At 34.8% G+C, this 23,856-nt stretch carries 27 protein-coding genes; 3 read left to right on the forward strand and 24 right to left on the reverse strand.

Annotated elements, in window-relative coordinates:
* Positions 1-54: 54 nt before the first annotated feature.
* From TY11_RS16425 to TY11_RS20705, 6 genes are all read right to left on the reverse strand, one after another.
* On the reverse strand, positions 55-741 hold the full coding sequence (locus TY11_RS16425) for an OmpA family protein (RefSeq protein WP_042148705.1): 687 nt from the start codon (positions 739-741) through the stop codon (positions 55-57).
* Complete coding sequence (locus tag TY11_RS16430; protein ID WP_042148708.1) at positions 731-2,560, reverse strand: MotA/TolQ/ExbB proton channel family protein; 1,830 nt, start codon at positions 2,558-2,560, stop codon at positions 731-733. The genes TY11_RS16425 and TY11_RS16430 overlap by 11 nt, the downstream gene beginning before the upstream one ends.
* A gap of 216 nt (positions 2,561-2,776) precedes the next feature.
* Positions 2,777-3,019 (reverse strand): metallophosphoesterase family protein, encoded by a 243-nt coding sequence (locus TY11_RS16435; protein ID WP_369797420.1) that lies wholly within the window; start codon positions 3,017-3,019, stop codon positions 2,777-2,779.
* A 106-nt stretch (positions 3,020-3,125) separates the two neighbouring features.
* Positions 3,126-4,322 carry a serine-tRNA(Ala) deacylase AlaX gene (locus TY11_RS16440; protein WP_042148711.1) on the reverse strand — a complete coding sequence of 399 codons (1,197 nt, stop codon included), beginning with the start codon at positions 4,320-4,322 and terminating at the stop codon, positions 3,126-3,128.
* A 141-nt stretch (positions 4,323-4,463) separates the two neighbouring features.
* Positions 4,464-5,291: a mechanosensitive ion channel family protein gene (locus tag TY11_RS16445; protein ID WP_042148714.1), complete on the reverse strand. Its 828-nt coding sequence runs from the start codon at positions 5,289-5,291 to the stop codon at positions 4,464-4,466.
* A gap of 166 nt (positions 5,292-5,457) precedes the next feature.
* On the reverse strand, positions 5,458-5,622 hold the full coding sequence (locus tag TY11_RS20705; RefSeq protein WP_197025111.1) for a hypothetical protein: 165 nt from the start codon (positions 5,620-5,622) through the stop codon (positions 5,458-5,460).
* Positions 5,623-5,767: 145 nt separating this feature from the next.
* Between TY11_RS20705 and TY11_RS16450 the strand changes: the two genes are divergently transcribed.
* On the forward strand, positions 5,768-6,685 hold the full coding sequence (locus TY11_RS16450; RefSeq protein ID WP_042148717.1) for an SDR family oxidoreductase: 918 nt from the start codon (positions 5,768-5,770) through the stop codon (positions 6,683-6,685).
* 48 nt (positions 6,686-6,733) lie between these two features.
* Here the strand turns inward: TY11_RS16450 and TY11_RS16455 are convergent, their stop codons facing one another.
* From TY11_RS16455 to TY11_RS20245, 5 genes are all read right to left on the reverse strand, one after another.
* Positions 6,734-7,249: an STM3941 family protein gene (locus TY11_RS16455; RefSeq protein WP_042148720.1), complete on the reverse strand. Its 516-nt coding sequence runs from the start codon at positions 7,247-7,249 to the stop codon at positions 6,734-6,736.
* Between the two features lie 129 nt (positions 7,250-7,378).
* Complete coding sequence (locus tag TY11_RS16460; protein WP_042148723.1) at positions 7,379-7,825, reverse strand: NUDIX hydrolase; 447 nt, start codon at positions 7,823-7,825, stop codon at positions 7,379-7,381.
* Between the two features lie 14 nt (positions 7,826-7,839).
* Positions 7,840-8,271, reverse strand: a complete 432-nt coding sequence (locus tag TY11_RS16465) for an NUDIX domain-containing protein (protein WP_042148726.1) — start codon at positions 8,269-8,271, stop codon at positions 7,840-7,842.
* A 98-nt stretch (positions 8,272-8,369) separates the two neighbouring features.
* Positions 8,370-9,146, reverse strand: a complete 777-nt coding sequence (locus tag TY11_RS16470; protein ID WP_052345871.1) for a PepSY domain-containing protein — start codon at positions 9,144-9,146, stop codon at positions 8,370-8,372.
* Between the two features lie 127 nt (positions 9,147-9,273).
* On the reverse strand, positions 9,274-9,414 hold the full coding sequence (locus TY11_RS20245) for a YpzI family protein (RefSeq protein ID WP_081755960.1): 141 nt from the start codon (positions 9,412-9,414) through the stop codon (positions 9,274-9,276).
* A gap of 186 nt (positions 9,415-9,600) precedes the next feature.
* Here TY11_RS20245 and TY11_RS16475 point away from each other — a divergent pair, with 186 nt between their 5' ends.
* Entirely contained in the window at positions 9,601-9,843 is a 243-nt protein-coding gene (locus TY11_RS16475) for a hypothetical protein (protein WP_042148729.1), read from the forward strand.
* A gap of 40 nt (positions 9,844-9,883) precedes the next feature.
* Positions 9,884-10,297, forward strand: a complete 414-nt coding sequence (locus TY11_RS16480; protein ID WP_042148732.1) for a hypothetical protein — start codon at positions 9,884-9,886, stop codon at positions 10,295-10,297.
* A gap of 64 nt (positions 10,298-10,361) precedes the next feature.
* On the opposite strand, the gene TY11_RS16485 is transcribed toward TY11_RS16480, so the two are convergent.
* The 13 genes from TY11_RS16485 to TY11_RS16545 form a co-directional block, all read right to left on the reverse strand.
* Positions 10,362-11,120: a MerR family transcriptional regulator gene (locus TY11_RS16485; protein WP_042148735.1), complete on the reverse strand. Its 759-nt coding sequence runs from the start codon at positions 11,118-11,120 to the stop codon at positions 10,362-10,364.
* A gap of 102 nt (positions 11,121-11,222) precedes the next feature.
* Positions 11,223-12,470 carry an MFS transporter gene (locus TY11_RS16490; protein WP_231495864.1) on the reverse strand — a complete coding sequence of 416 codons (1,248 nt, stop codon included), beginning with the start codon at positions 12,468-12,470 and terminating at the stop codon, positions 11,223-11,225.
* Positions 12,471-12,650: 180 nt separating this feature from the next.
* The gene (locus tag TY11_RS16495; RefSeq protein WP_042148738.1) at positions 12,651-14,045 is read right to left on the reverse strand and encodes a type VII secretion protein EssB/YukC; all 1,395 of its coding nucleotides are present in this window, start codon (positions 14,043-14,045) and stop codon (positions 12,651-12,653) included.
* Between the two features lie 22 nt (positions 14,046-14,067).
* Positions 14,068-14,958: a serine/threonine protein kinase gene (locus TY11_RS16500; protein ID WP_052345872.1), complete on the reverse strand. Its 891-nt coding sequence runs from the start codon at positions 14,956-14,958 to the stop codon at positions 14,068-14,070.
* 99 nt (positions 14,959-15,057) lie between these two features.
* Positions 15,058-15,978 (reverse strand): PP2C family protein-serine/threonine phosphatase, encoded by a 921-nt coding sequence (locus TY11_RS16505; protein WP_042148740.1) that lies wholly within the window; start codon positions 15,976-15,978, stop codon positions 15,058-15,060.
* Positions 15,975-17,591, reverse strand: a complete 1,617-nt coding sequence (locus TY11_RS16510; protein ID WP_042148744.1) for a DUF6382 and FHA domain-containing protein — start codon at positions 17,589-17,591, stop codon at positions 15,975-15,977. Before TY11_RS16510 ends, TY11_RS16505 begins: the two co-directional genes overlap by 4 nt.
* A 36-nt stretch (positions 17,592-17,627) precedes the next feature.
* Positions 17,628-18,155: an A24 family peptidase gene (locus TY11_RS16515; RefSeq protein ID WP_042148747.1), complete on the reverse strand. Its 528-nt coding sequence runs from the start codon at positions 18,153-18,155 to the stop codon at positions 17,628-17,630.
* A gap of 38 nt (positions 18,156-18,193) precedes the next feature.
* A complete protein-coding gene (locus tag TY11_RS16520) occupies positions 18,194-18,784 on the reverse strand; it encodes a hypothetical protein (RefSeq protein ID WP_042148750.1) in 591 nt (196 codons plus the stop codon).
* A 28-nt stretch (positions 18,785-18,812) separates the two neighbouring features.
* Complete coding sequence (locus TY11_RS16525) at positions 18,813-19,427, reverse strand: DUF4352 domain-containing protein (protein ID WP_042148753.1); 615 nt, start codon at positions 19,425-19,427, stop codon at positions 18,813-18,815.
* 47 nt (positions 19,428-19,474) lie between these two features.
* Positions 19,475-20,014 carry a hypothetical protein gene (locus tag TY11_RS16530; protein WP_042148756.1) on the reverse strand — a complete coding sequence of 180 codons (540 nt, stop codon included), beginning with the start codon at positions 20,012-20,014 and terminating at the stop codon, positions 19,475-19,477.
* Between the two features lie 143 nt (positions 20,015-20,157).
* Complete coding sequence (locus TY11_RS16535) at positions 20,158-20,799, reverse strand: hypothetical protein (protein ID WP_042148758.1); 642 nt, start codon at positions 20,797-20,799, stop codon at positions 20,158-20,160.
* Positions 20,800-20,956: 157 nt separating this feature from the next.
* On the reverse strand, positions 20,957-21,610 hold the full coding sequence (locus TY11_RS16540; protein ID WP_042148762.1) for a hypothetical protein: 654 nt from the start codon (positions 21,608-21,610) through the stop codon (positions 20,957-20,959).
* A 23-nt stretch (positions 21,611-21,633) separates the two neighbouring features.
* Positions 21,634-23,832 (reverse strand): DUF5702 domain-containing protein, encoded by a 2,199-nt coding sequence (locus TY11_RS16545; RefSeq protein ID WP_042148765.1) that lies wholly within the window; start codon positions 23,830-23,832, stop codon positions 21,634-21,636.
* Positions 23,833-23,856 lie beyond the last annotated feature (24 nt).

Raw genomic sequence — 23,856 nt, forward strand, 5'->3', positions numbered from 1 at the left:
TGCTATTTTTTCCACGTAAAAAAAAGGCGATAAATACATCGCCTATAAAACCTATTACTCCCCTAATATTTCTCGAGTCTTATTTAATATCTCTTCATCCTTTAGCCTGAATTTAAACTCTACTCGACGCGATGCTTCTGCACTATACTTCCCATTTTCATCTGTGCGAAAGTCTGTAAAAGATTTGCTGTTTACTGTCAATTTCTCCTCAAGATGTTGTTGAATGTTTTTATAAGGAAATTCATCACCAAGAATGTATGAAGCAACACTGTAAGCACGATCCTGGGCTAGCTCCAAATTATATAAGTACCCCCCGCTTCTATCTGTATGTCCTTCTATAATAATCTCGGCAACATATTCTTCATAGCCACTACCAAGAAGTACATCTAAATACTTCGGGACAAATTCATCCAAGAAATGATAGGATTCAGGTTTTAGATTAGCCTGATCAAATTCAAATAAGATGTCCGTTTCAAATATGATAGCCCCTGTCTTTTCATCGACTGTAATTCCAGTGCCACTGAATTCTTCTTTTAGGTCATTAACAAGTTGAACACGAACCCCCATAATTTGATCAATTGTCCGCTTCATTTCCTCAATTTGGAATGACTTAATCACCATCATTACAATGAAAATCAATATGAAGCATAATAATATTACGGTTAATACATCTGTAAAGGATGGCCAAAAATGTCCCTCATCGCTTTCTCTTTTAAATAGTCTCTGATATTTAGTATCCATTTGGGTTCATCCCTATTCCGTTTTGCCTCGCTGGACCTTGGGTACTAACCACACTCATCTGTCGAATAAGTGCTTGCATCTCTCTCCCCAATTCTTGAAGCATTCGCTGGGTATATTGTGAATTACTTTGTTGAATCTGTTCTGTTATCCTACGAATTTCCACGAATTCGCGCTTCATATTTTCATTTGTTTGGTCCATTGAACCAGAGATACTTCGAACTACTTGGTCCATTCTGTTTCCGAATGAACCTTCTAAGTTAGAAACATAATTGGACAGTGTATCTTTTAAGATACTAACACTCGCTTCGATTTGATTTTCCCTATGGTTAAAGCCTTGGTTCATCTGCGATATTTTGGAGTCGAGCTCTTGCATTAACTGGCTATTTTTAATACTAACTTGTTCAAAGGTTTTGGTTACATCTCGTAATTGTCTTTCAAATTGCATGGATTCGGTTGTATGTTCTTTCAAGTGGTTACTAAATGTTCGATTAAAATGTTTTAATTCCTCAAAACGGTCTGCTAGTAGATGCTTATATTCATTTTGGGTTTGATTAATAATTTGCAATGCTTCTGGTAGATCAGAGATAGTTTCCCCTAGCCGGTCAAAATCTCTTGATAACTCTCCTAGATAATTGGTGATGCCACCCATTTTAGAAGATAAATCACTGCCAAAAATATTTTTCAATTCATTATTATTGCTCTCCATTCTTTTTACTAATTGATTACTTTGATTAATAATCTGACTAAAAGAGTCAGAAATTCCTTTTTGGCCTTGAAGAATGGATGAAGTGAAATCTTTTAGTTCTGAAACGGAACCTTCAAATCGCTCTAGGGTTTTCTTTTGTATCTCCGATAAGTCCTTCACCTTTTCAAATGTTCCTTCTACCGTTTGAACCATACGTTCATTTTTTTCATCAATATTCTTAAAATAGGCAAATAAGGAATTAAAATTTTCATTCAAACGGGACGTTCCCTCACCAAACCCAATTGTTACTTCCTTCATATCATCAAATAGAATATGAAACTCTTTTAAATTTTGGGAAAGGCCGTCATTAAAGTGAGCTAAATCTTTAGCAGACTGCTGAAGACCGGTAGTATATTCCTGAAAACCTTCAAATGCTTTCTCAATGCTACCCAAGGATCGTTGATTGGTTTCTTGAAGATTCACGATAGATTGATTAATCATCTCCGAAACATGAATTAATCTATTTAAACTATTTTCTTCGTTTCCTTCTAAACTAGATTCAACTTTTAGCATAATTTCTGTCAGCATGTGCTCTGTATTCATTGTTTTTAATAAAATGGTCATTACTAAAGAAAATCCCATCCCTACAATACTTGTATAAAACGCTACATCAATTCCAGTTAGTACTGCTGCGATATTCTCAACCAGTTGGTCTCCAGTTGAATTGATACTCCCCAAGGAAATAGTTAAACCAATAAAAGTACCAAGAACCCCAATTAAAATAAAAACGGATACTGTCACTTGAATCATTTTAATTAAGTTAATAACAGGAAACCCGAATAGACGCCAGCTCGAAAATCTCTCTTGAACAAAAGTTTCTACGGCAACCGGGTCATTCTGTTGCTTTTTTTCGTATTGATTTCGGAATGAATTCAGTGGTTCAATATCCAGTCGATCCGTATCATTCACGTAATTTCTAACCTTCTTCAACTTTGTATACAGTGCGAGGTGAACAAATAATGTAATCACAAACCCCAAAAAGAGTACCATAAATATAAGTTCAATTAATGGACTCGATAAAATCGCTTCCGCCTTTTCCTCCGAAGTAAATATTTCCAGAATAGATTGCACCACAATAACCGCCCCCAACAATAAAGATTCAATAGTACATCCTATTCAAGAAACAACTAAAACATGCTTATTAGGTGCCTGTCACCCCCCGGGCTTTGCAATATTCTGTCGAATGAGTTGGAAAAATTGGCACAAAAAAGCTACCATTAAAGGTAGCCTTTATTGGAAAAATATAATTTCAGATTTTATTACATCTGTTAACTGAAGAATCCCATAATATTAATATGGGAGTGCTCTTTTGTCCATTGGTGATCCGGGATTAAACAGTAGAGTCTTTTTAACATACCGAACCAAAGGAATATGGGAATGACCGAAGACAATAATATCAAAGGACTCATCTTGAAACGTCTCCTGTGCGCGTTTCTCCGTTGTCTTTTTCTCGCCATGGCCATGAAAAATACCTATCTCATATCCATTGACTTCAAAGACATCCTTTTCAGGAAAACGTTCGTAGAACTCCAATCTCCAGCATGAATAATTAAATCTGCTGCCCTGCATTCCTTTAATAGTTGATCTGGTAATACCTTTCCTCTTTTTGATATTTGTGTATCTGAAGTTAATACAATTTTCATATTGCTTCTACTAACCTATTCATCAATTCATCAGGATGGATTAACTTCTCACCACCACCTTGGGCAATTACATCATTTCCCCCACCTTTACCATTAATAGTTGGTAAAACTTGCTTAATCAATTGATTCATACTTACGGAAGTGCCCTTTCCGCGACCACATACCAATTGCAGTTTTTCGTCTGTTTCATTTACCAATAAGACAATAATCATATCAGACTTGGATGTAATATTTTTGGCTAATTGCTGAAGCTCAGCAATTGGTCGATTAACAAATACTTCTTTTATTAGCTTGTATTGTTGTTTTCTTTCAGACTGTGCAGTAAGAGATTCCGCCTCGTATTCAATAAGCTGTTGTTTTAAATGTGTTATTATTTTTTCTAATTGCTTAGTACCCTCTAGAATTCGCTTTGATGTTTCTACCAATTGTTCTTGAGGAGAACTTAATAATGCAGATAGATTTTGTATCACCTTGTGTTTTTTATGTAGCTGGGTACGAACCCTTCTACCACAGACAAAAAATACTCGTACATGATTCTTTTGCTTCTCCCAATGTAGTATTTCAATTGAACCAACTTGTCCTGTTGCTATTGGATGTGTGCCACCACAACCGTTATAATCAAAATCTGGTATTATCACTAGGCGGATATTTTCTGAAACTGACACTTCTTTTCTAAGCTTGTAGTTAGATAATTCCTCTTGATTAACCCATCTCGTTTCAATAGGGTGGTTCTCGATAATGATAATATTAGCTATTTTTTCCACTTCGTATGCTTCTTCTTCTGTAAGGTTTTCTATAGCTATATCAATAGAGCAAAGTTCTTTTCCCATATGAAAACTCACTGTTTTATAACCAAATTCCTCTTCAAAAGCAGCAGACAGAATATGTTGACCGGCGTGCTGCTGCATATGGTCCATCCGTCTCTCCCAATGGATTTCACCAACACACTCAGAACCTACTTCCATTGATCCCGAAATATAATGTCTTATTTCTCCATTAATTTCTTCTACATCAATAACTTCCATGTCATTTAATGTGCCAGTGTCATGAGGTTGCCCACCACCAGTAGGATAAAAGGCTGTTTGATCCAAGATAACATAAAATCTTCCCTTTTCATCAATTTGGGCATTAAGAATATGTGCTGTAAATCGCCCAAGGTATTGGTCTTGATAATATAACTTTTCTGTTTGCATAGATACACACCCATCTAGTTTTAAACTATAATTCTAATATTAATATACCTTCCAATGATGATGATTAAAAGCTTCTAGACTTTGTAATCATTTTATACCAAAAAAAAGTAACCCTAAATGGATCACTTCTACTATTCAGAATCAAGCATGTTTATTTATATTCACCTGGCGAGGGTATGGACTTTCAATACCATTAAGATCAAGCGCTTCTTTTATCGCTTTTCTTAGATTACGTTCCACTCCCCATTGTTCACCATTTTTTGTTTTCCCAATGACACGAAGTACAATATCAGATGAACCAAAAGCTTGTACCCCAATAACATTTGGCCCCTCAACTATAGCTTCATCACGAGCAGCTCGTTCACATACTTCTTCTAGTATTTGTGTGGCCTTATCAATATTTGTATCATATGGAATACTAATATCCACAAGAGCCTGCATATTTCCCCGGGAATGATTGCTGACATTAGTAATTTCACGATTTGGTACAAAGTGAAGTGTTCCATCAAAGCCCCTTAATTTCGTAGTACGAAGCCCAACTTCTTCAACCACACCATCTTTTCCAGCAACTGTTACATAGTCACCAACATCGATTTGTTGCTCTAATAAAATAAAAAAACCAGTAACAACATCACTTACTAAACCTTGTGCACCAAAACCGATGGCAAGACCCACAATCCCTGCACCAGCTAATAATGTTGTAATATCAAAGTTGAAGATAGAAAATACAAAGCCTACAAATATAAATAACAAGAAATAAGCAAAAATATTTCTAGATATAGACTCAAGCGTCATTGCCCTTCCGGTTGACATCTCTTTCTTCTTCCGATTAAAGACTCTTTCTATAGCACTGTTTCCAATAGACTTAACTATAAAATAGACAATAACAATTGCTATTAATTTCAAGGCAATAATACCTATCTCCATCAATAATTCTGCCCAATCAATCTTTTCTAACCAATCTACCATATAAACACCTCTAGTACTAAAATCTAGTAGTCATAATATAACATACAGAAAACCATAGAAAAAAGACTACTATTATTAGCATTACCCAAAATCTATTAATCTAAAACAAATATTTTGTCAGAAACAGTCAGAATCCAGGCACGATTTGTATAGTGCCTGGATTCTCTTATATCTTTGGGTAGTATTGTTGATAATTCGGATTTGTGTAGTATGGTGGCCTTTGCCCAATCTTAGGTAGCTTAAACTTTTGGTTTCCATATGTGATCATTACCTTTTTATCAGATTGATTGATTAGTAACAGCTTTATCTCAGGATTATAATAATAGTCCATCTGATTAACCTCCTTTTATTTCTCTTTCATATTGTATTCTATTCTCCTATTGGATGGGACTGTTAGATGATGAGTATTCTAGGCACACAATTACCTAAAACGAATAATGTATCTTAGGAAATTAAGGAGAGGAGGATTAATATATATGTTTAAGGGTAATCCCAATCCAGATGAGTATCCTATGTATCCAAACTACGGGGAGATAACACAATATAAAGAGGTCCCTATCACTGTGCCTGAGCAAAGACAATATCGACAACCAGGTGTAGAAGGGTTAATGGTGCCAAGGCCAATTATTGAAAATCCAAACTATAAAGGTACTGGAAAATTAAAAGGTAAAGTAGCATTAATATCTGGTGGTGATAGTGGTATAGGTGCAGCTGCAGCTATTGCTTTTGCCAAAGAAGGTGCAGATGTTTCAATTTCTTATTTCGATGAACATGAAGACGCAAATCGGACAAAAGCTAGAATAGAAGAAATTGGTAGGCGTTGTTTACTTTTACCAGGAGATCTTCGTGAAAAGAAACAATGTGTAGAAATTGTGATGAAGACTTTGCGAACCTTTGGGGATTTACACATACTCTGCAATCATGTTGGAATTCAGTTCCAACAAAAGAGCTTACTAGATATTTCTGATGAGCAGTTTGATGATACATTTAAGCTCAATGTTTATTCACATTTTTATACGACACGTGAGGCTCTAAAATACATGAAAGAAGGTAGTTCCATTATAAACACGACCTCTGTTGTTACTTTTGCTGGTAATGATCAATTAATTGATTATACAGCTACAAAAGGAGCAAACGTTGGATTCACAAGAGCTCTAGCAAGAAATTTAGGGGATAAGGGCATTCGTGTTAATGCCGTAGCACCAGGGAGAATTTGGACACCATTGATTCCATCAAGTCTTTCAGCTGATCAGGTCACACAAGTGGATAATTTAATGCACCGTCAAGGCCAACCATTTGAATTAGCACCAACCTTTGTTTATCTAGCCTCTGATGATTCGCGATTTGTTACGGGGCAGGTTTTACATGTTAATGGAGGGGAAGTATTTGGATAAACCGGTGCCCAAGGCGCCGGTTTTTCTTCACACTTTTATACATTTATCTCAGCTTGCTTGCTTCCAGAATTTGCGAATAGTTTCCACTAATTCATCCATTGAACAATCCAGAATTTTAACTGGGATATTCACTTGAGTATCCAGAAGACCTTTGTTCATACGGTTTAACATTTTCTTAAATGAACTAGACCTTTCAACAATTAATTCAGGATCCAGTGTATAAATGCCCAAATAAGTCTGCCCACTAAAGCTTACAAAATCCACATCAGCAATTTCATCCCATTTTACAAGTCCCGCACCGATATAGGTAGATTGATCTATAATGCCTTCCTGATTAACAATCAGTGCCGGTTTTCGTTTAAACATACTTATTACATAATAAACCATACATAACCCAAAGAAAGTAAACCCCAAAGCCCCTGCTATAATAAGTTTAAAGCTATCGCTACCATTTTCAGTGAATCCAATTATTAATAGAAGTCCGCTTACAGCCACAAATATGAAACAAAGGATTCCATACAAAATCTGCTTACCCCTTTTAGCATAAATAACTAGTTGATTCATATTACTATTCTCCTTTCCCATTAATAAGTATATCTTTTGCACTATAACCTACAAGGGCAAAAAGTCCTTTTGTGATTTAGGACTATAGTTTTATAATGACACAATTAAGGAGTTAGCCTAAATATCCCCTCAATTTGATAGATATTCATTAAGAATTCTGCGATGACTACCGACCATTTTACCTGGTAGTTCATTCGGGTAGAAAAAATCAAACGTAATAGATTCTGATTCATCAATATTCAAATCACCTTCAAATTCATCCGTGTGATAAGCCACTGTTACAACGTAAAACTGATCACCATTTTCAGCCACAACCATATCCTTACCAGAATCAACATTAATCAACTGAAGTTTACCAATGGATAGACCTGTTTCCTCAAATACTTCTCTCCTAGCCACATCTTCGGTTGACTCCCCGAGCTCCATTAATCCACCTGGAATTCCCCATACTCCATTTGGAAACCTTCTTTGCTGTAAGAGAATCCTTCCTTTTTTATCGGTAATAACAGCAACAGCACCAACAAATATAAGTTGCCTATGCCCAACCAATGCCCTTAAATTTTCTATGTAACCCATATTGTTGCTTCCCCCTATTTTCCAATAGCCTTCTTCACTGCCCACATTTGATGTTTGAAAATGAATTGCCTCTCCATATCATCTATATGTACCCATTCCATAACGTGGTCCACTTCGGTAGGATTTTGTACTTTTTCCCCAAGTTCTGCTAAATAAAAAAATCCATCACTTAAAATAAACTCATTTTTGCTTGAGATAAAGTAATACTGTGCTGTACCTATAAATGAGCGAACAGTCAAACTATATCCTGTTTCCTCCATCATTTCCCTCTCTATACAAACTTGATCACTTTCATTTTCTTCTATTCCACCACCAGGTAGAAAATTATAGCCTTTATTATGTACAGTAAGAACTCTATCTTTTGAGGAATTAAATATAATAGCATATGCGCATTTTCTTAATTTGTATTCTTGATTTTCAACTAGTTTTCCAAACGCAGGTTTCATAATATCAACTCCCCCAAAACATCAATATGTAACTTTCTTTATTATATACTTAACGCCAAAAGAAGCGCCAAAATTTGGCGCTTCTTTTACTACACTTATTAGATTAATTCATTAAATAATAGACCTTCATCTAAATCAATTACCTTCAAACGATTAGTAGATTTCACAAATACAGATTTATACTCTTCTTTTCCATCTTTATTAAGGAATAAAAGAACACGTTTCTCAGAATTATCTGTTACAATTTGAACTTCTAAAGTATCTTCACCAATTAGTTCCATAACTTTATGGCCTTCTGAATAGGAAGTCACGTCTTCAGTTTGTAGAGGCGGCTTATTTGATTCTAGTTGTTTTTTTAGTACATCACCAGTTATTGCATCTATCCTTACTTCCGCTTTTCCATTACTTGTTTTTAATTCTAATTCATAACCATATTGCCCATCATATTCATCAAGTTCCATTTCAACTACAGTTCCTTCAACAACACTCTCTGCAATTTCAATTGCTTGAAGCTCAGAGATAAGATTAGCAATTACAGCTTGCTTCATCCCTGCATCCTCCACATCATCATCATTTGATTCCTCTTCAATTGATAAAACCTCTCCAGTATATGCATCTATGTAGATGTCATATTCCATTTCACTATTTCCTACCTCTACCTCATATAGTTGTTTACCGGCTTCTTTTTCTAATTCAATTGATTCAATATGGCCTTCAACTTCTGCCATAACAATTTTTTCTACCTCTTTTATAGAAATAACCTTATTTTCTGAAACAATCTGTTCGTTACCCTTATTAGAATCAGCAGCTGTTACCGTTACCCCTGTTATTATTAACCCTCCAGCAATAACTCCGATAATTAATTTGTTTTTCATGCTTGTTTCCTCCTTAATGACTATATCTATACTATAAACATCAATTCTTAAAGAATTATAATAGCAACATTAGAATTTGATGAGAAAAGTAAAAATCCCTCGCTTTTATATAGCGAGGGATTCAGTATTATTTTTTACCATCATTTAATTCCATTGCTTCTTCAGGACTAGACATAATCGTTGAATTCTTATATTTCAACCCAACATCCCGGTCCGACTCTACTCGTCTACTTTTCTTTAATTTTTTTTCCTGACGATCTTTACCCAAAATAACACCTCCTAGTAGTAAGATGCTTTGTTTAAGATGAATTATACTAATTAATAAGTTGACAAATCCGATTGTTATAATAAAATTAATTTTAAAATAATTAGAGTGTTAGAGGTAGACAATGTATAGTATAGAGGCAAGAAAACATATCTTAACAAAACAATTAAAAAAATAAAAAACTCTGATTTGGTAGCGGAAATTATCCAAATTGGATCTGGTGTAGTTGGATTTAGCGATGTATACTCAGACATTGATTTAATGATTGCAACTTCTGAAATCGAAAATGCTGAAACTACCAAAGACTTTGTTTATCAAGTCCTTAGTGAATTTCATCCAGTATACATAAAAGAAAAACAATTTAGTAATGATATTTTTCTCCTAATAGCTATCCTAGAAAATAATCTGGAATTCAATGTGTCTATTGCCTAAGGAATTATTATTTGTACGGTCACCACTATGGAAGGTGCTTGTGGGTAAAACTGGATCAGTATTGGAAAAGATGAATCATGAAAATGAGGAGTTTAATAAGCAATCTGCAAAATATGATGTAGCTATAGATAAACCATTCGAGTTTGTTTATTGTGCGGTAAGTTTAGATAAAGCCATGAAGAGAAATAACCTAAGTTATGCAGTAAAGATGTTAGAAACGATGAGGACCTATACACTAATAGTTCAAGCATTGAACGAAGATAAAAAAATTCATCAGTTTAAAGCTTATGATACATTAGATCCTTCCTTTGTAGAAGCTTTTCTTTCCACATATCCAAAACAAGTAACAAGTGAAGATTTAGTTGTTTCTGCCCGAAAATTATATAAAGTATTCTCTGAAACTATAAAAAGAGCTCATTATTTTCTATGGATACTGGCCTCGAAAAACTTATGAATTCGGTACTTATAGATAGTCATAGCGCAAAAAGTTAATGACCACCCTCAAAGGGTGGTCATCCTTACATTCCCAGATAATTTAAAATCGCATCACGTATAAACTTGGTTCCACCATCCACTACTTTGTCATAATAAGCAGCAAAACGTTCATCGGCAACATACATTTCAGCAAGTCCTGCATGTGCTTCTTTTGAATAACTGGTCCATGAATACATAAGCCATTCCTTATGCTTTTCAGCAAGTTCTACAGCTTCAGGTGATGTCGGGTCCCCCGTGGCGTATGCCTTTTCTAATAACTCAAAAACTTCTTCCCCCAGTTTGGTCATATGATCATAATCCTCTTGGGACATTCCTCTTAATTTTGCATTACTTGCATCAATCGTAGCATCACCGTATTTTTCTCGGATTTCTTTCCCATATTTCTTTTCATTATCTTCAATTAGCTTTTCTTTAAATCCTTCAAATTTTTCACTATCTTGCATAGGTTTTCCTCCTTCAATACTGGCAATCGTCTTTTCCACCGTTGCCATTATTTTGTCAAGACGGGATCGTTTTTCTTTGAGTTTTTCATAATGGCTTTTTAATGCTTCACTACGGTCAAAACTAGGTTGATTCATAATCTCGAAAATATCCTCAAGACTAACTTCCAACTCTCTGTAAAACAAAATTTGTTGGAGTTGATCTACTTCCTTTTGCCCATATATACGATAACCAGACGAATTAATTCTAGCCGGCTTCAATAATCCGATTTGGTCGTAATATCGGAGCGTGCGGCCGCTTACTCCAGACATACGGGCTAATATTTTTACAGTGTATTCCATTGTTTCACCCTCCTGACAATTCTTATCATAAACCTTTACGCAACGTAAAGGTCAAGGGGAAAATTAAAAAAATATGAAAAAAGTGCACTTCTAAAGTGCACCTTAAGATTCCTTCACTATTTTAGGTTTACCTGCGTTGAGTAAAACCTTACTTCCAATCAAGAAAAATCCTGCAACAAACATTAGTAATCCTGAGCCTATTAGTAGCCATTCAATAGAAATGATATCTGCAACAGGTCCAAAAATCAACATACCTAATGGCATCATAGATGTTGAAATCATACCAACAACTCCAAAAACTCTTCCCAGATATTCTGGTTCAACTTTTTCTTGAAGTAAGGTAGTTGCCGGTGTACTAAATATCGGCATCGTTACACCTGTAATCGCCATGAGTACTAAATAAATTGTAAAATTTGGGATTACACCTAGTCCAAATGTTAGTATGGCAAATAAGAAACTCCCTAAAGCCATTGTATGAATTTTATTCTTATAACCACCCCAGGTGGCAATCACAACTCCACCTATCATCATTCCGATGGAAAACGCAACCTCAATTGCGGTTAGTCGCCAAACATCATCACCAAAACTCCGCGTTACCTGTAAAGGGGTTAAAAAAGATGGAACAGCTGCCAGAATAAAGAATAGAGCAAAGAAAAGGAAGAATTTCTTTAAGAATTCATGATTATTAATATAAATAAATCCTTTCTTTAAATCTGCAAGGTAGCTAACCTGTTCATCCTCTGTTACCTTCTTATGTGCTGGTATATGAAGCATTGTTAGGAATATAATAATCGCAATAGCCGCAGTAATAACGTCAATGAAAAAGATAATTTCAATTGACGCTAGGCCCAACAAAGCCCCACTAGCCATTGGTGCTAAGAGCATAACCAAAGCTTGAATACTTCCATTTGCGCCATTCACTTTTGTAAGCTTATCCTCCGGGACAAACTGTGGCAAGATTGCTCCAACTGCAGGAGTTTGAATTCCAGTACCCAATGCCCGCACAGCAGCAATTAAAAACATTAGCCACAATGATTCAAAGCCCATCAAAAAAAAGATTGCCAAGATTAGTGTTACAAAAGCAATGGAAGCATCCGATATTATAATTAGCTTCTTGCGGTCATACCGATCTGCCCAAACACCAGCAAACGGTGAAAGGATAAATGTAGGGATAAATCCACACAAAATATAAATCGTCATCATGATTCCAGACTGTGTATTTAATACCACATACCACATAATCGCATATTGAACTAATGATGATCCAAATAGCGAAATGGATTGACTTCCCAGAAAAAGAATACTGTTTCTTTTCCATTGTTGCATGATTGACTCATTCGTATTCCCCATTATGTCACGCCCTATTCCATTTTCTTCTATTTATTTATACACTAAAACCATCTTTAACACAATCGCTGATATTCATTGAAAATTATGGTTACCATATTTCTACAAAAAAACTAATCTGAAAGAGAAAAATCGCACTGACAAGTTCAATGCGATTTACATGAGACGTGCTGTAGGAATTATCTATTTCTCTAGTTCTTCCAGTTGCTTGATCAGTCCATCCAGCCTCTTTTTCTTTTTACTAGAATCTATGCTTTCATCCGATTCTATCAATTCTATTAGCTTTTCTACACTACTTTTTTGGATAGATAGGTCCTCTAATTCTTCTCCTAGAGCTAATGCTTTCTCGGGCTCATTTACTTCCAAATAACTTCTTGCTGCTAACCATTTAGCCCTATCACTATCTTTAATTTGCTCATATCGGTCAATAACACCTTCATAGTCTTTATTTATCCATGCTTGCTCAATAGTAATGTTAGGATCGTCCGTCTCAAAACTTAATAACTTATTATTGGCTTCCACATTATTTAATGCTACTAATTTATTAATGACCGTTTTATAGTGTTCCTTATCTATCTCAATTGCTTTTACTAATGAATCAGGATTATCTGAGCCAAGGTATAAACTTGTCAATAATTCCTCTCCTTCTTCCGGAAGAGTATCCATTAATTCAAGAACTGATATGGCCTCCTCTGTTTCCCCAATAAACGACAACCTATAGGCTTCATTTAGTTTATTGGATTCAGATAACAGATTGTTAAGTTCTTCTTTCTCCTTATTTAGTTCTTTTTCTTTTTCCGAGAAGGAAGACTCCATTTCACTTGAAGTATCTGTTAAAGGAATTATTTGCGTGACATATAAGAAGATTAAGCCACATAGGAAACCTAATAACATACCAGACAACAAGGATATATGTTTCCCTCTTTTCTTCACCTTTTCTTTTTTAGGCTCTGACACGTTTAAATTATTACTTTCAGTTATTTCTTTATCTACTTTGAGTTCGCTATTTTGGATGATAAATTCAATTTCTTTTAGCGTATGTGCTTGATTTAGTTTTGTTATGAACGACTCATCTCTTGTTTCAAGAGCTTGATTTTCTGCAAGATAAGGAGAATATCCAGTAAATAAATAAACAGCTAGTTCTTTCATTTCTTTTAAGAGTTGTTTTTCATTGAATTCGTTTGGGGGAAGAGCATGTCTAATTCCGCGATGTACTAATTTGATATCTCCTTGCTCATTTACATACACATTCTTAGGATGTAAAGTTGTTGTAAATTGAGTTCCTACAAGTCTATTAAGATTTGACACATTCCTGATAATGTTAATCTTTAAGTCAATAGTAGCATTGCTAAGTGTTTGTACATTTTGATACATATGATTCCGTTTAAAATATAACTTTACCGATTTTTCATCCACGATAGCATGTTGGCAAGGAAAGAAAAGTTCATCTGGTCTTTTTAATTCATCTAACTGTTCAGCCGCTTTTAACTTAGTTTGTTCACTAGGGATTTCGAAAACAATCATTTCTCCGTTATCGTGTAACGTATTAAATTCTAGATTATAATCATCCTTCAACATATAGCCCCCCTTTGTCCCCTACTTAGATCATTAGTAAGAAAATAGCTAATAAAATCATAATAATTAGTGCTGTAATCCCTAAATATTTAAGTAATTTGGGCTTTCGTTTCGCTATCTCTTCAGAAGCCCTAGCCAATAGCCTTTTTGCCTCTTCAGCATCTTGTATACGCTTATCAGGCTCTAATTCTACTAATTGGTTAATACATTTTTCTAGACTAGTAGGAAGTCTTTTTACGAAATGTGAGATTGGCTTTTGTACGACATAGACATATTTCCCTCCAGATAACATGTAATAAAGTAACGATCCGAGAGAAAATAAATCTGTTCGTTCGTCTGTCTGTTTTTGTTCAAACTGTTCTGGCGCTGCAAAGCCCACAGTTCCAATCTTTACGGTGTCCTCCATTTTACCATTTTGAAATTTTCTTGATATCCCAAAATCAATTAATCTGATATTACCATCGTTCCCTAGGATAATATTTCCTGGCTTAATATCACGATATATAATTGGTTCTGTTCGATGATGGAGATAAGTTAATATGTCACAAAGCTGTATCCCTATATTTATTACTTGATCAATTGAGATTTGGTAATCATTTGACAATAAATAGTCTGATAAAACCGTACCCTCGGCGTATTCCATGACAAGATAGATATAATCAGATGAAGAAAAGAAATCAATCATTTTCGGTATATTAGGATGATTTAATTGGATAAGTATGAGTGTTTCATCAACCAATTTTGAAGCTAATTTATTACCCTTTTTAACTACTTTGACTGCTCTTAGTCGGCCTGTATCATGGATATCCTCAACAAGATATACGTCTGACATACCCCCAGAGGCAATATGTGTTAAAACCATATATTTTTCTTCTAATATATCTTTCCTATTAATTATGATGCCGTGCTTACTCATCTTATTTCTCCCTGTTGATCTGTTGTCATTAAAATATATGGCATTCGCCAAGCCTCCTGATCAAATACCTTTGTTTCCGCTAAATAGGACAGAGCTAAATTAAGCTTTCCTATCCATTAATGTTAGCCACCAAGCACTTTTATTCTTACTGCTATCTTGATATTGCAGATCTCTCACAAGCATAAGAGTTACATTATCATGAGCATGAGAGAAGTTTGAGAAGTTTATTAAATAATCGCATACAGCTTGATAATTTCCATACTCTTTTTCTAAATTCAGTATCATATTCTTAATTTCTTCATTCGAGAATAACGAATAGAAACCATCACTACATAATAAAAACACATCGTCCGTGCGGTAACTTCCTAGTGTTGAATAGGGATGGATTTCTTCTCCAATTCCCAGACACTGTAATAGAACATTACGCTTTGGATGATTTCTTGCTTCTTCTCTTGTTAATTTTCCTTCTCTAACTTGTTTTTCTACCCATGAATGATCTTCTGTTAATTGATGAAGTTCGGGCTCTCTTTCTAGAATCTCTGTTTGTTCATGGAATAAATGTTGTGGTATCTGTTGAACAAACTCTTCTATCCTCTGACTTAAATCCTTCATTTGATAAACCCTACTATCACCAACATGTACAATTCCATAATTCCCGTTATAAAGGACAAGTAATGAAAGTGTAGTTCCCATTTTTTTATCTATATTCTTCCCAGCTTGAATAATAGCTTTATTGATTTGTAAGAATAACTTTTGGACTTCCTTTACAACTTGAGTGGTGACGTTTCTTCTTTTTAATACCTTATCTATACGTCTTTCCCACCACTCATCAATAGCAGTAATAGCAAGACGGCTGGCGGTATCACCAACTTGATAACCACCCATGCCGTCTGCTACAACAAATAACGCTATCTCATTATCCTTATTATCTTTGCGAAATCTTATTAAATAGGAATCTTCATTTCTAGTTTTTCGGGTACCTTGATGTGTTGCAATACCTGTATGCCAATTTTTGCTCATTCAGATGAACTCCATTTAAACGTATAGTTTGCTTTACCCAATACAAATTCATCATTCTCATTTAGCGCATAAACTTTATAAGGTACCAATGTATTTCCATTTAACTTTGTTCCATTTTTCGAACCTAAATCTTTTATCCCATAACTAGTAGAATCAACCCTAATAATCTCTGCATGAATTCTAGAAACACCTGTTGCCTCATCTGTAAAATGTACGGAATCTGCATTTCTACCAATTAAGAAATTCCTATTATTAATTACAATTGTTTTGACCTTCCCATCGTCTCCAGTTCGGTGTAGTAGTGCTAACACTTCATCTTTCTCTTGAAAATCAAGGTTAGCTTCATCTTCTAATAACACGGTGTCATCTGAATCAACCGTTAACAAGGTTGTATCCATAGAAGCAGCCACACCTGGTTCAGGGGAATAGAAGTCTTGGAAACTAGATGAAGCGACTCTACTTTGTTGTGTTGGCACTTGATTATATGTTCTTTCCACTGGTTGAGGTGGTGTTTGATTATATACAGTTGGTCTTACTGCCATATTTGGTTGTTGTGGTTGTGATTGAGGTGCTTGCTGTCTATGCATAGTTGTATTTTTTCCTTCATCCACATTTTCACCAGCAACCGGTATTTCAATTGGAGTTACACCTGGTCGCCAAAATTTTGCAAAGACAATTAAAGCAACAACGATTAGAACCGATACACCACCACATATACCAAGAATGACAGTGGTTGGATTCGAGTCATATAATTTCCAGGTCAGTGCTAAAGCAAGTGCTGCACCTGCAAACATATATACTTTTTGCCTTGAAGTTAACGGCGGGAGTTTCTTTTTAACTTTTTTCTTAGATTTCTTTTGGCTCCGTGGCACAACATCATCATAATTCGGATCTGTGGTCTGCTGTCCAGACTTTAGTCCTTGATTTGCTTTAACGGGACCCTGTGTTGAGGTTGCTGATCCATCCATAGCCATTCCAGCATTAGTTGTGTTATAAGAGTCATACGATTGGAATTGGTTTACATTGGAACGTAAAGAGATTAATTCTAGGAATAATTTCTTTAGTCCGGTAAGACTAAAGGAAGAATTCTTAATATAGTTTAAGATACTCTTAAACTCATTTCCTTGTAGCCCTTCTACCTCACCAGCAATATCGGTTAGCAATTGCTTCATTTCATCTGCTAAAGATGTATTCTTCTTTAAATCCTTAATCGGTAAGTATACCAAGGAAACATCACTTGCATTTTCTCCAACATAAATTAGGTCAGATCGTAATACAAAATTCTCTTGGTTAAGCATGTATGAACTACTATCTTCTAAAGCCTTAATAATAGACAAGAATAATTGGTAATAATCATTCATACTGGTACTGTTATTTCTAAAATAGGATGTAACCTTATTTTTGGAATTGATGTTAAAATGAAGTCTTGTAGTTAAATCAATATTCTCAACTGTCATGGCTAGTAAGTGCGGAATCCTGTTCGATTGCATCATTTTCAATTGAACAGAATTTAAGTTATTGGCAGATAATTTCTGTCCATCTTTCTCTTTAAACACGATGGATTGACCATTTTGATGTACATATTCAAATGTTAAATTATAGATAGTCCCCATTATTTTCCTCCTATATATGAAACTTGTGTGGTATGGTTAGCTATAAGCGTAAAACATATAATAATAGGTGAGTACAACTGCTGGTATCACTGCATACATAAAGGGGAATCGTGTGCTTTTTGTTGTTTTAAATTCTTCTAATCTACTAAGGTCCTTTGACAATATGGAACCTACAAAAGCAAAAAAGGCACTTGTCATTTTCTGTAGGAAGGTTCTTGTAAATAGTAATATGACGATTCCAAGTAAACCAGCAACAATAATAGAATACATCATCATATATAACACGATTTGAACTCCAACTATCGCTCCAATTCCCGCAAACAGCTTTACATCCCCTGCTCCTATTGCCTTAAAAATATATAGTACTAGAAATATTGCCCCAGCTACCAGTAGTCCCAAGAAGGAGAAGATTAACCCATCAATTCCCCCACTAACCATATGAAATATAATACCTACTAGCATTCCTCCAGCAGTTAACCAATTGGGAATCTTATGATACTTGACGTCATAAATGAGTGCGATGATTAAATAAACAAACAACAAATAATCTTGAACTTGGAGCATCTTTACCCTCCGATCAGGATATGGATTTTCGTACAAAACTATGATCCATTCCATACTCTTTCAAAAGCAGTCTTTTTTAATACAATTTCCTTATCCACAAATGGGATAGATAAATCAAACCTGTATTCCACATTAACTTCTAGATAAGCATCTGTACCACCTACTAAGCTCGGAATCTCTACATTTGTAACTTTTAAATTAGATTCGTCAAAAAAATTCCATCCACCGGTTGCCTCCCTAAACTTATCCTGGACAGTAGGTTCGATAATACCCTTCAAATTACTTTCAAAAAAATTTTCAATAGCACCTTGATAATCAATTCCTAAAAAATTCAAACCTTCTTTTACCAATGCCATTCCCTCAGTAATGTTCACATTACTTGCATCTTCAATTGTTTGAATTTTATTATTAATAAAGCTTGTTGCACCATCCTTTGCAACCTGAACTGGATAAGCGTAAGCCACCACAAGCTCAGTTGTTTCTGAAGCTGCTTTATACAGTGCCATATCTGCTACAGCGAGGCGTATAAACATCGTTAAAAATATAATAAAAAACAAGAAAAATGGTAGAATCATAGCAGCTTCTAATGTTATACTCCCATCTTCTTTCCTTAGATGTTTTATGATCATCACCTCTTTCTTGTACCTTTTTTACATACTATTTAGCTTCATCAGCTGTAAAATGAAACGTTAACTTATTTAAATAATCTCGTTTATAACCAAAATATAGAATATAACTATCGGAACGATGATCCGCGTCTATTAGCATCTCACCGGTAAGTTCTTCTCCTGGTTCAATGGTTCCTAGATCAAAAAATGCGTCTTTAAATAATTTGATTCTATTCGCAATCCCGATCAAATCACTACGACCTGTCACGGCATCATTCTTTATCTGAGCCAGGTTATCTCCATCTACTAACACTGGATACTCGACTCCTTGTTTTGAAATCCCGATATCTCCATGATTTTTAACAGTGAAATTTGCTAGTACATAAACTCGATCAGGATGAGCTCTAGATGCTGCTGCATCACCGTCAATTTCATCTACCACTTTTACAGAGTTTAGTGTTATTTCTAAGATATTTTTATTTCCTATATCAACGGTATAGCCAGTATCTCCAATTTTTAGTTCATATTGATCTTTTATTTCAATTGGTTCTGTGTTAGCATTTTCTATCAAATCTTTTGGGACTGCCGAAGCTGCACCACCACATCCAATTAATAAGGTTGAAACAATTGCTAATATGCCTAAGATTAAAAATTTTCTTTTCACTGTTATTTGATGTCCTTCCTTTTAATAGGTTGATAGATTGGTAGTATTTAATTTGCTTCACTGGCCTTAATTGTCCAAATTACCTGGTTACTACTTCCAGCCGCTACGTTTCCCGGATTTTTTCTAAAATAGTATTCTTCTGCATCATAAACGAATGTAATAAATTTACCTTCCATTTCTTCATTAGGTTCTAATTTCCCAGATAATTTTTCAAAGCCATCAAAAAACTCTGATCCATCCGAAAAGCCACTTCCCTCAAGATTTTCAGTTACTTCCAGTGAATAAATAATATCTTCTACATTTTGAGTTTCCTCACTAGTATTTTTAACAATAAAATCTAATATAATAAATCTATCTAAATCAGATTCTTCTCCATTAATCTCATCTTCCAATTTTGCTGAAACAAGTGTAACATCATACGTCCCTAATGTTGTGTCAAATGTCCCTGTATCACCAATTCCTAAATCAAGTTGATCGTCTACTTTTACATCAAAAACTCCATTTGAATTTTCATCATCATTACCACAAGCTGTTAACACAACTGATAGTGCAAACATGACTATAATACTTATCATTTTTTTCTTCATGTTCTACCTCCTCTTTAATTAATCTGCGTAGATTATTCTTCTTAAAAATAATTGTTATAATCTACTATAAAAAACCGTTATGTAATACTGTGTAACTATGCAGCATATATAATTTAAATTTATAATAGGTTTTATGGTTTTAACTAGCGGGCGTCGTCAGCTTTAATTGTCCAGATAACTTGGTTACTACTGCCTCCAGTTATATTACCGGTGTCCTTTTTAAAATAATACTCTTCAGCAGTATAAACATCTGTAATAAATTGACCTGATTTCTCTTCTCCAGCACCCAATATACCTACAAATTTTTCAATACTATCAAAATCTTCTGCACCATCATAGGAGTTAGAACCATCTAAATCACTTGAAACCCCCATTGATTCCATTATCTCTTCAATATTAATTTCGTTTTCACTTAAATTCTTAATAGTAATCTCAAGTAAAATTAATTCATCCAGTAGGGTTTCTTCTCCGTCAAATTCAGCACCTAAAAGTTTTGCACTATTTAATGTCATTTCGTATGTACCTAGCGTTGTCTCAATAGTACCTGTATCACCAATCTCCAAATCAAGTTGATCATCTACTTTGAGTTCAAAAACTCCACTAGATTCTTCTTCCTCAGTTGTTTCATCTCCTTTATCAGAAACAGCGTCAGCAGTATCATCCTCTTGTTGCTCTGTATTATCTAATGAGGATTCTTCAAGTGCACTGTCTGTACCAGCATTACTACACGCAGCTAACAACATTGAAAATGTAAACACTATGGTAATCATTATTGTATTCTTCATGTTTTACCACCTCTTTAGTTCATCCTAAAGGGACTTTAAGAATAAATAACTACTAAAATATTTAAGAACTTATATGTATGTATTGCAGTATAGTCATTTTATAAACAACTACACTGCATTGTTTATGTTGATTTTCATATTACTTGTATTAAAATTTTTATTGGGCTTCTTCAGCTTTAATTGTCCATATAACTTGGTTACTACTTCCTGCCGCAACGTTACCTGGGGTTTTTCTGAAATAATACTCATCAGAATCAAGAACAAAAGCTAGAAATTTCCCTTCAATTTCCTCATTGGGCTCTAATGGACCTGACAATCTTTCAAAACCTTCAAAGTACTCCGATGCATCTGAATAACCACTTGCCTCAAGCATATCGGTAACCTCTAATGAATATATAATATCTTCAACATTCTGGGTTTCCTGACTTGTATTTTTCACAATAAAATCCAATATGATAAATCTATCTAAATCAGATGCTTCCCCATTAATCTCATCTTCCAACTTAGCAGAAACAAGAGTAACATCATATGTGCCTAGTGTTGTGTCAAAGGTACCAGTATCACCTAACCCTAAATCTAGTTGATCCTCAACATTTACTTCAAATACTCCACTGTTAGAGCCTTCACTATCATCCGATTCACTTTCCTCAACTGGGTCCGATACTCCATTACTTTTATCTTCCAGCTTTTCAGAATTATCTTCTTCCCCAACATCATCATTAGTAGTATTTGTGTTACCATCATCACTACAAGCTACTATTAATATAGAAAGTAGAAACATCACTACTATCAGCATCATTTTCTTCTTCATGAAATACCACCTCTGTAATTTTGTTAATACGAATAATTAACTTTTTTTTCTATATAAAACTTATTTCCTTCTACTCTACCATTAATGACGTTAGTTGATTCTAGTATATCGATTATTTGGGGTAAGAACCATAGGTCTACTGTTGCAGTTGCATTAGCAGAAACATAAGTTGATTTCTGTCTCAAATCCTGATTAGTTCCATTATGAAGTACAGCCATCAATCGTTCAAACTTGCTCCCTTCTGGATGAGCAAATAGGAATAATCTTAGATGATCTTTATAAGTCATCATAGGCCTCGGTTTACCAGGCCATAACTGAATAGGATTTCCATTAGTTATTCTAGTCATATCAACTGCAGTCTGTTTAAATGCGAAACCTAAAGCATAAGCCCAAATAAACGGTCCAAACCCACGAGCCTCTGGTCTCATAAATCCAGCCGCTAGATTAATAGCAAATCGCACAGCAAATATTTCAGATAAAGCTGCTAAATAATTAGCTCCATAAGTTTCTAATCCGTATATGATATATTCCACCTGATTATTATCAAAGGAGTATGCGGCACTTCCATTAGCTGAAAAGTCATGACTCTTAAAGCGCATCAGAATGTATTCATTAATATATACCTCATCCCTCGCTGATAGAAGCAAATTACCTAGATTCTTAAATAATGTATCAACAAAATTCAACGCTTCTTCAGCAGTGTCATCACGGTCCTCCATGGAAAATTCTCTATTATTTGCCACAATTGCTTCACCATATTCATTTGCTAATCTGCCAAGTTCTGATAATAATTCTGTATCAGATATACCACCAGTTATTTGATCTTGGATATCATCCAATTGGTCTTTATTTTCTTCCATACCTTCATCAGCAGTCTCTTCTTCTTCTTCAATTTTTTCCTCGTTGTCTTTATATTCTTTTCTACCATCAGCTAGAATCGCTAATGCCTCTTCTAACTTACCTAGGCCATCATTTTGATAGGTCTTGATATCCTCTACCGCTCCCTGAACATTTCTATGCGAAGTATTAAAATCTGATTCTACATATGATTTAAATAACTTCAGCTTATTTAGTAGAGCATTTGATTCGACACCACTATTTGTTATTTTTCTCTGAGCCTGCTCGACTGCATCTTTTAAATTAGTAAACATTTCTTCTGGATATATATAGTCATCCAAGCTTCCCGCAGTATTCTCAGCTATTGTGCTTTCTCCTAAGTCTTCACTAATACTTTTAGCATCATCATAATCATTACCTGATTCATGATTATCAAGTGCATGCTGCATATCATCATTAATTCCCTCAGCACCAATAATGAGCTCTAATGCTTCGTCTAATTTAGGAACAATAGTCTCTGTTTCCTCTATTAAATCATTTAATAGATTAAGTGAATTCTGTTTAAATTGGGATGTTTTATTTTTTAGATCTTCTATTTCATCTTCTATTTCCTTACGTTCATCACGATCGAGGTCACCATTTAGTTGTCCTTCAAGAGTTTCAATTCTATCCAAGTCTTCATTGTATTTATTGTGGTATTGGAAAATATCATATGTTACAGAAACATTAGGATAACTGGACCTACTTGATTCGGCCTCCACTCTACCTCTCATATTTTCTAATATCGTTTTAGCTTCCTTCAGCAATTTTTCTACTTCATCTAACATTTCTTCACGAGATTTTGCTAGTTCATTTAACTGCTTAGAAATTTTTGCGTAATCGGAAGCTTGCTCCACTTGTTCAGATACTGATAAGAATCCTTGAATTATTGCTTCTCCCACTTCAACAGGTGCCTTATACTTCATTTCCTCAAGAATTTGATATTTTAAAATATCCTTATTAGCTAAGCTTCTTTCCAGATGTATATCTAAAGAGATTTCCCCCTCAACCGGTGTAAGATTGAGGAAATCAAAATGATCTCCCTCACCAGTTGAGAGGTTCTTAGCAAATACTTCTTTAAATATGGCCTCTGCCTTGCCTTGGTCCCCTTCGAAACCAAAGAGACCTTTATTTTGTAAGGATGTATTATACGACGACATCGTTGAGCGTAATGCTGTTTTTGCTGCTTCTTCGGTTTGCCGTTCCGCAATCATTATTCGTGCGTAATCAATTAGAACAGCATTGAATAACAATAGAAGTAAAGCAATGATAATCAAGTAAATGGAAACAGCACCATTTTCATTGATAATAAGCTTATGCCAAATTCTTTTGAATATCTGCTTCACCCATACCTCCCCCTCCCAATTCCA

This window comes from Paucisalibacillus algeriensis (genome assembly GCF_000577245.1).
Lineage (GTDB): Bacteria > Bacillota > Bacilli > Bacillales > Amphibacillaceae > Ornithinibacillus.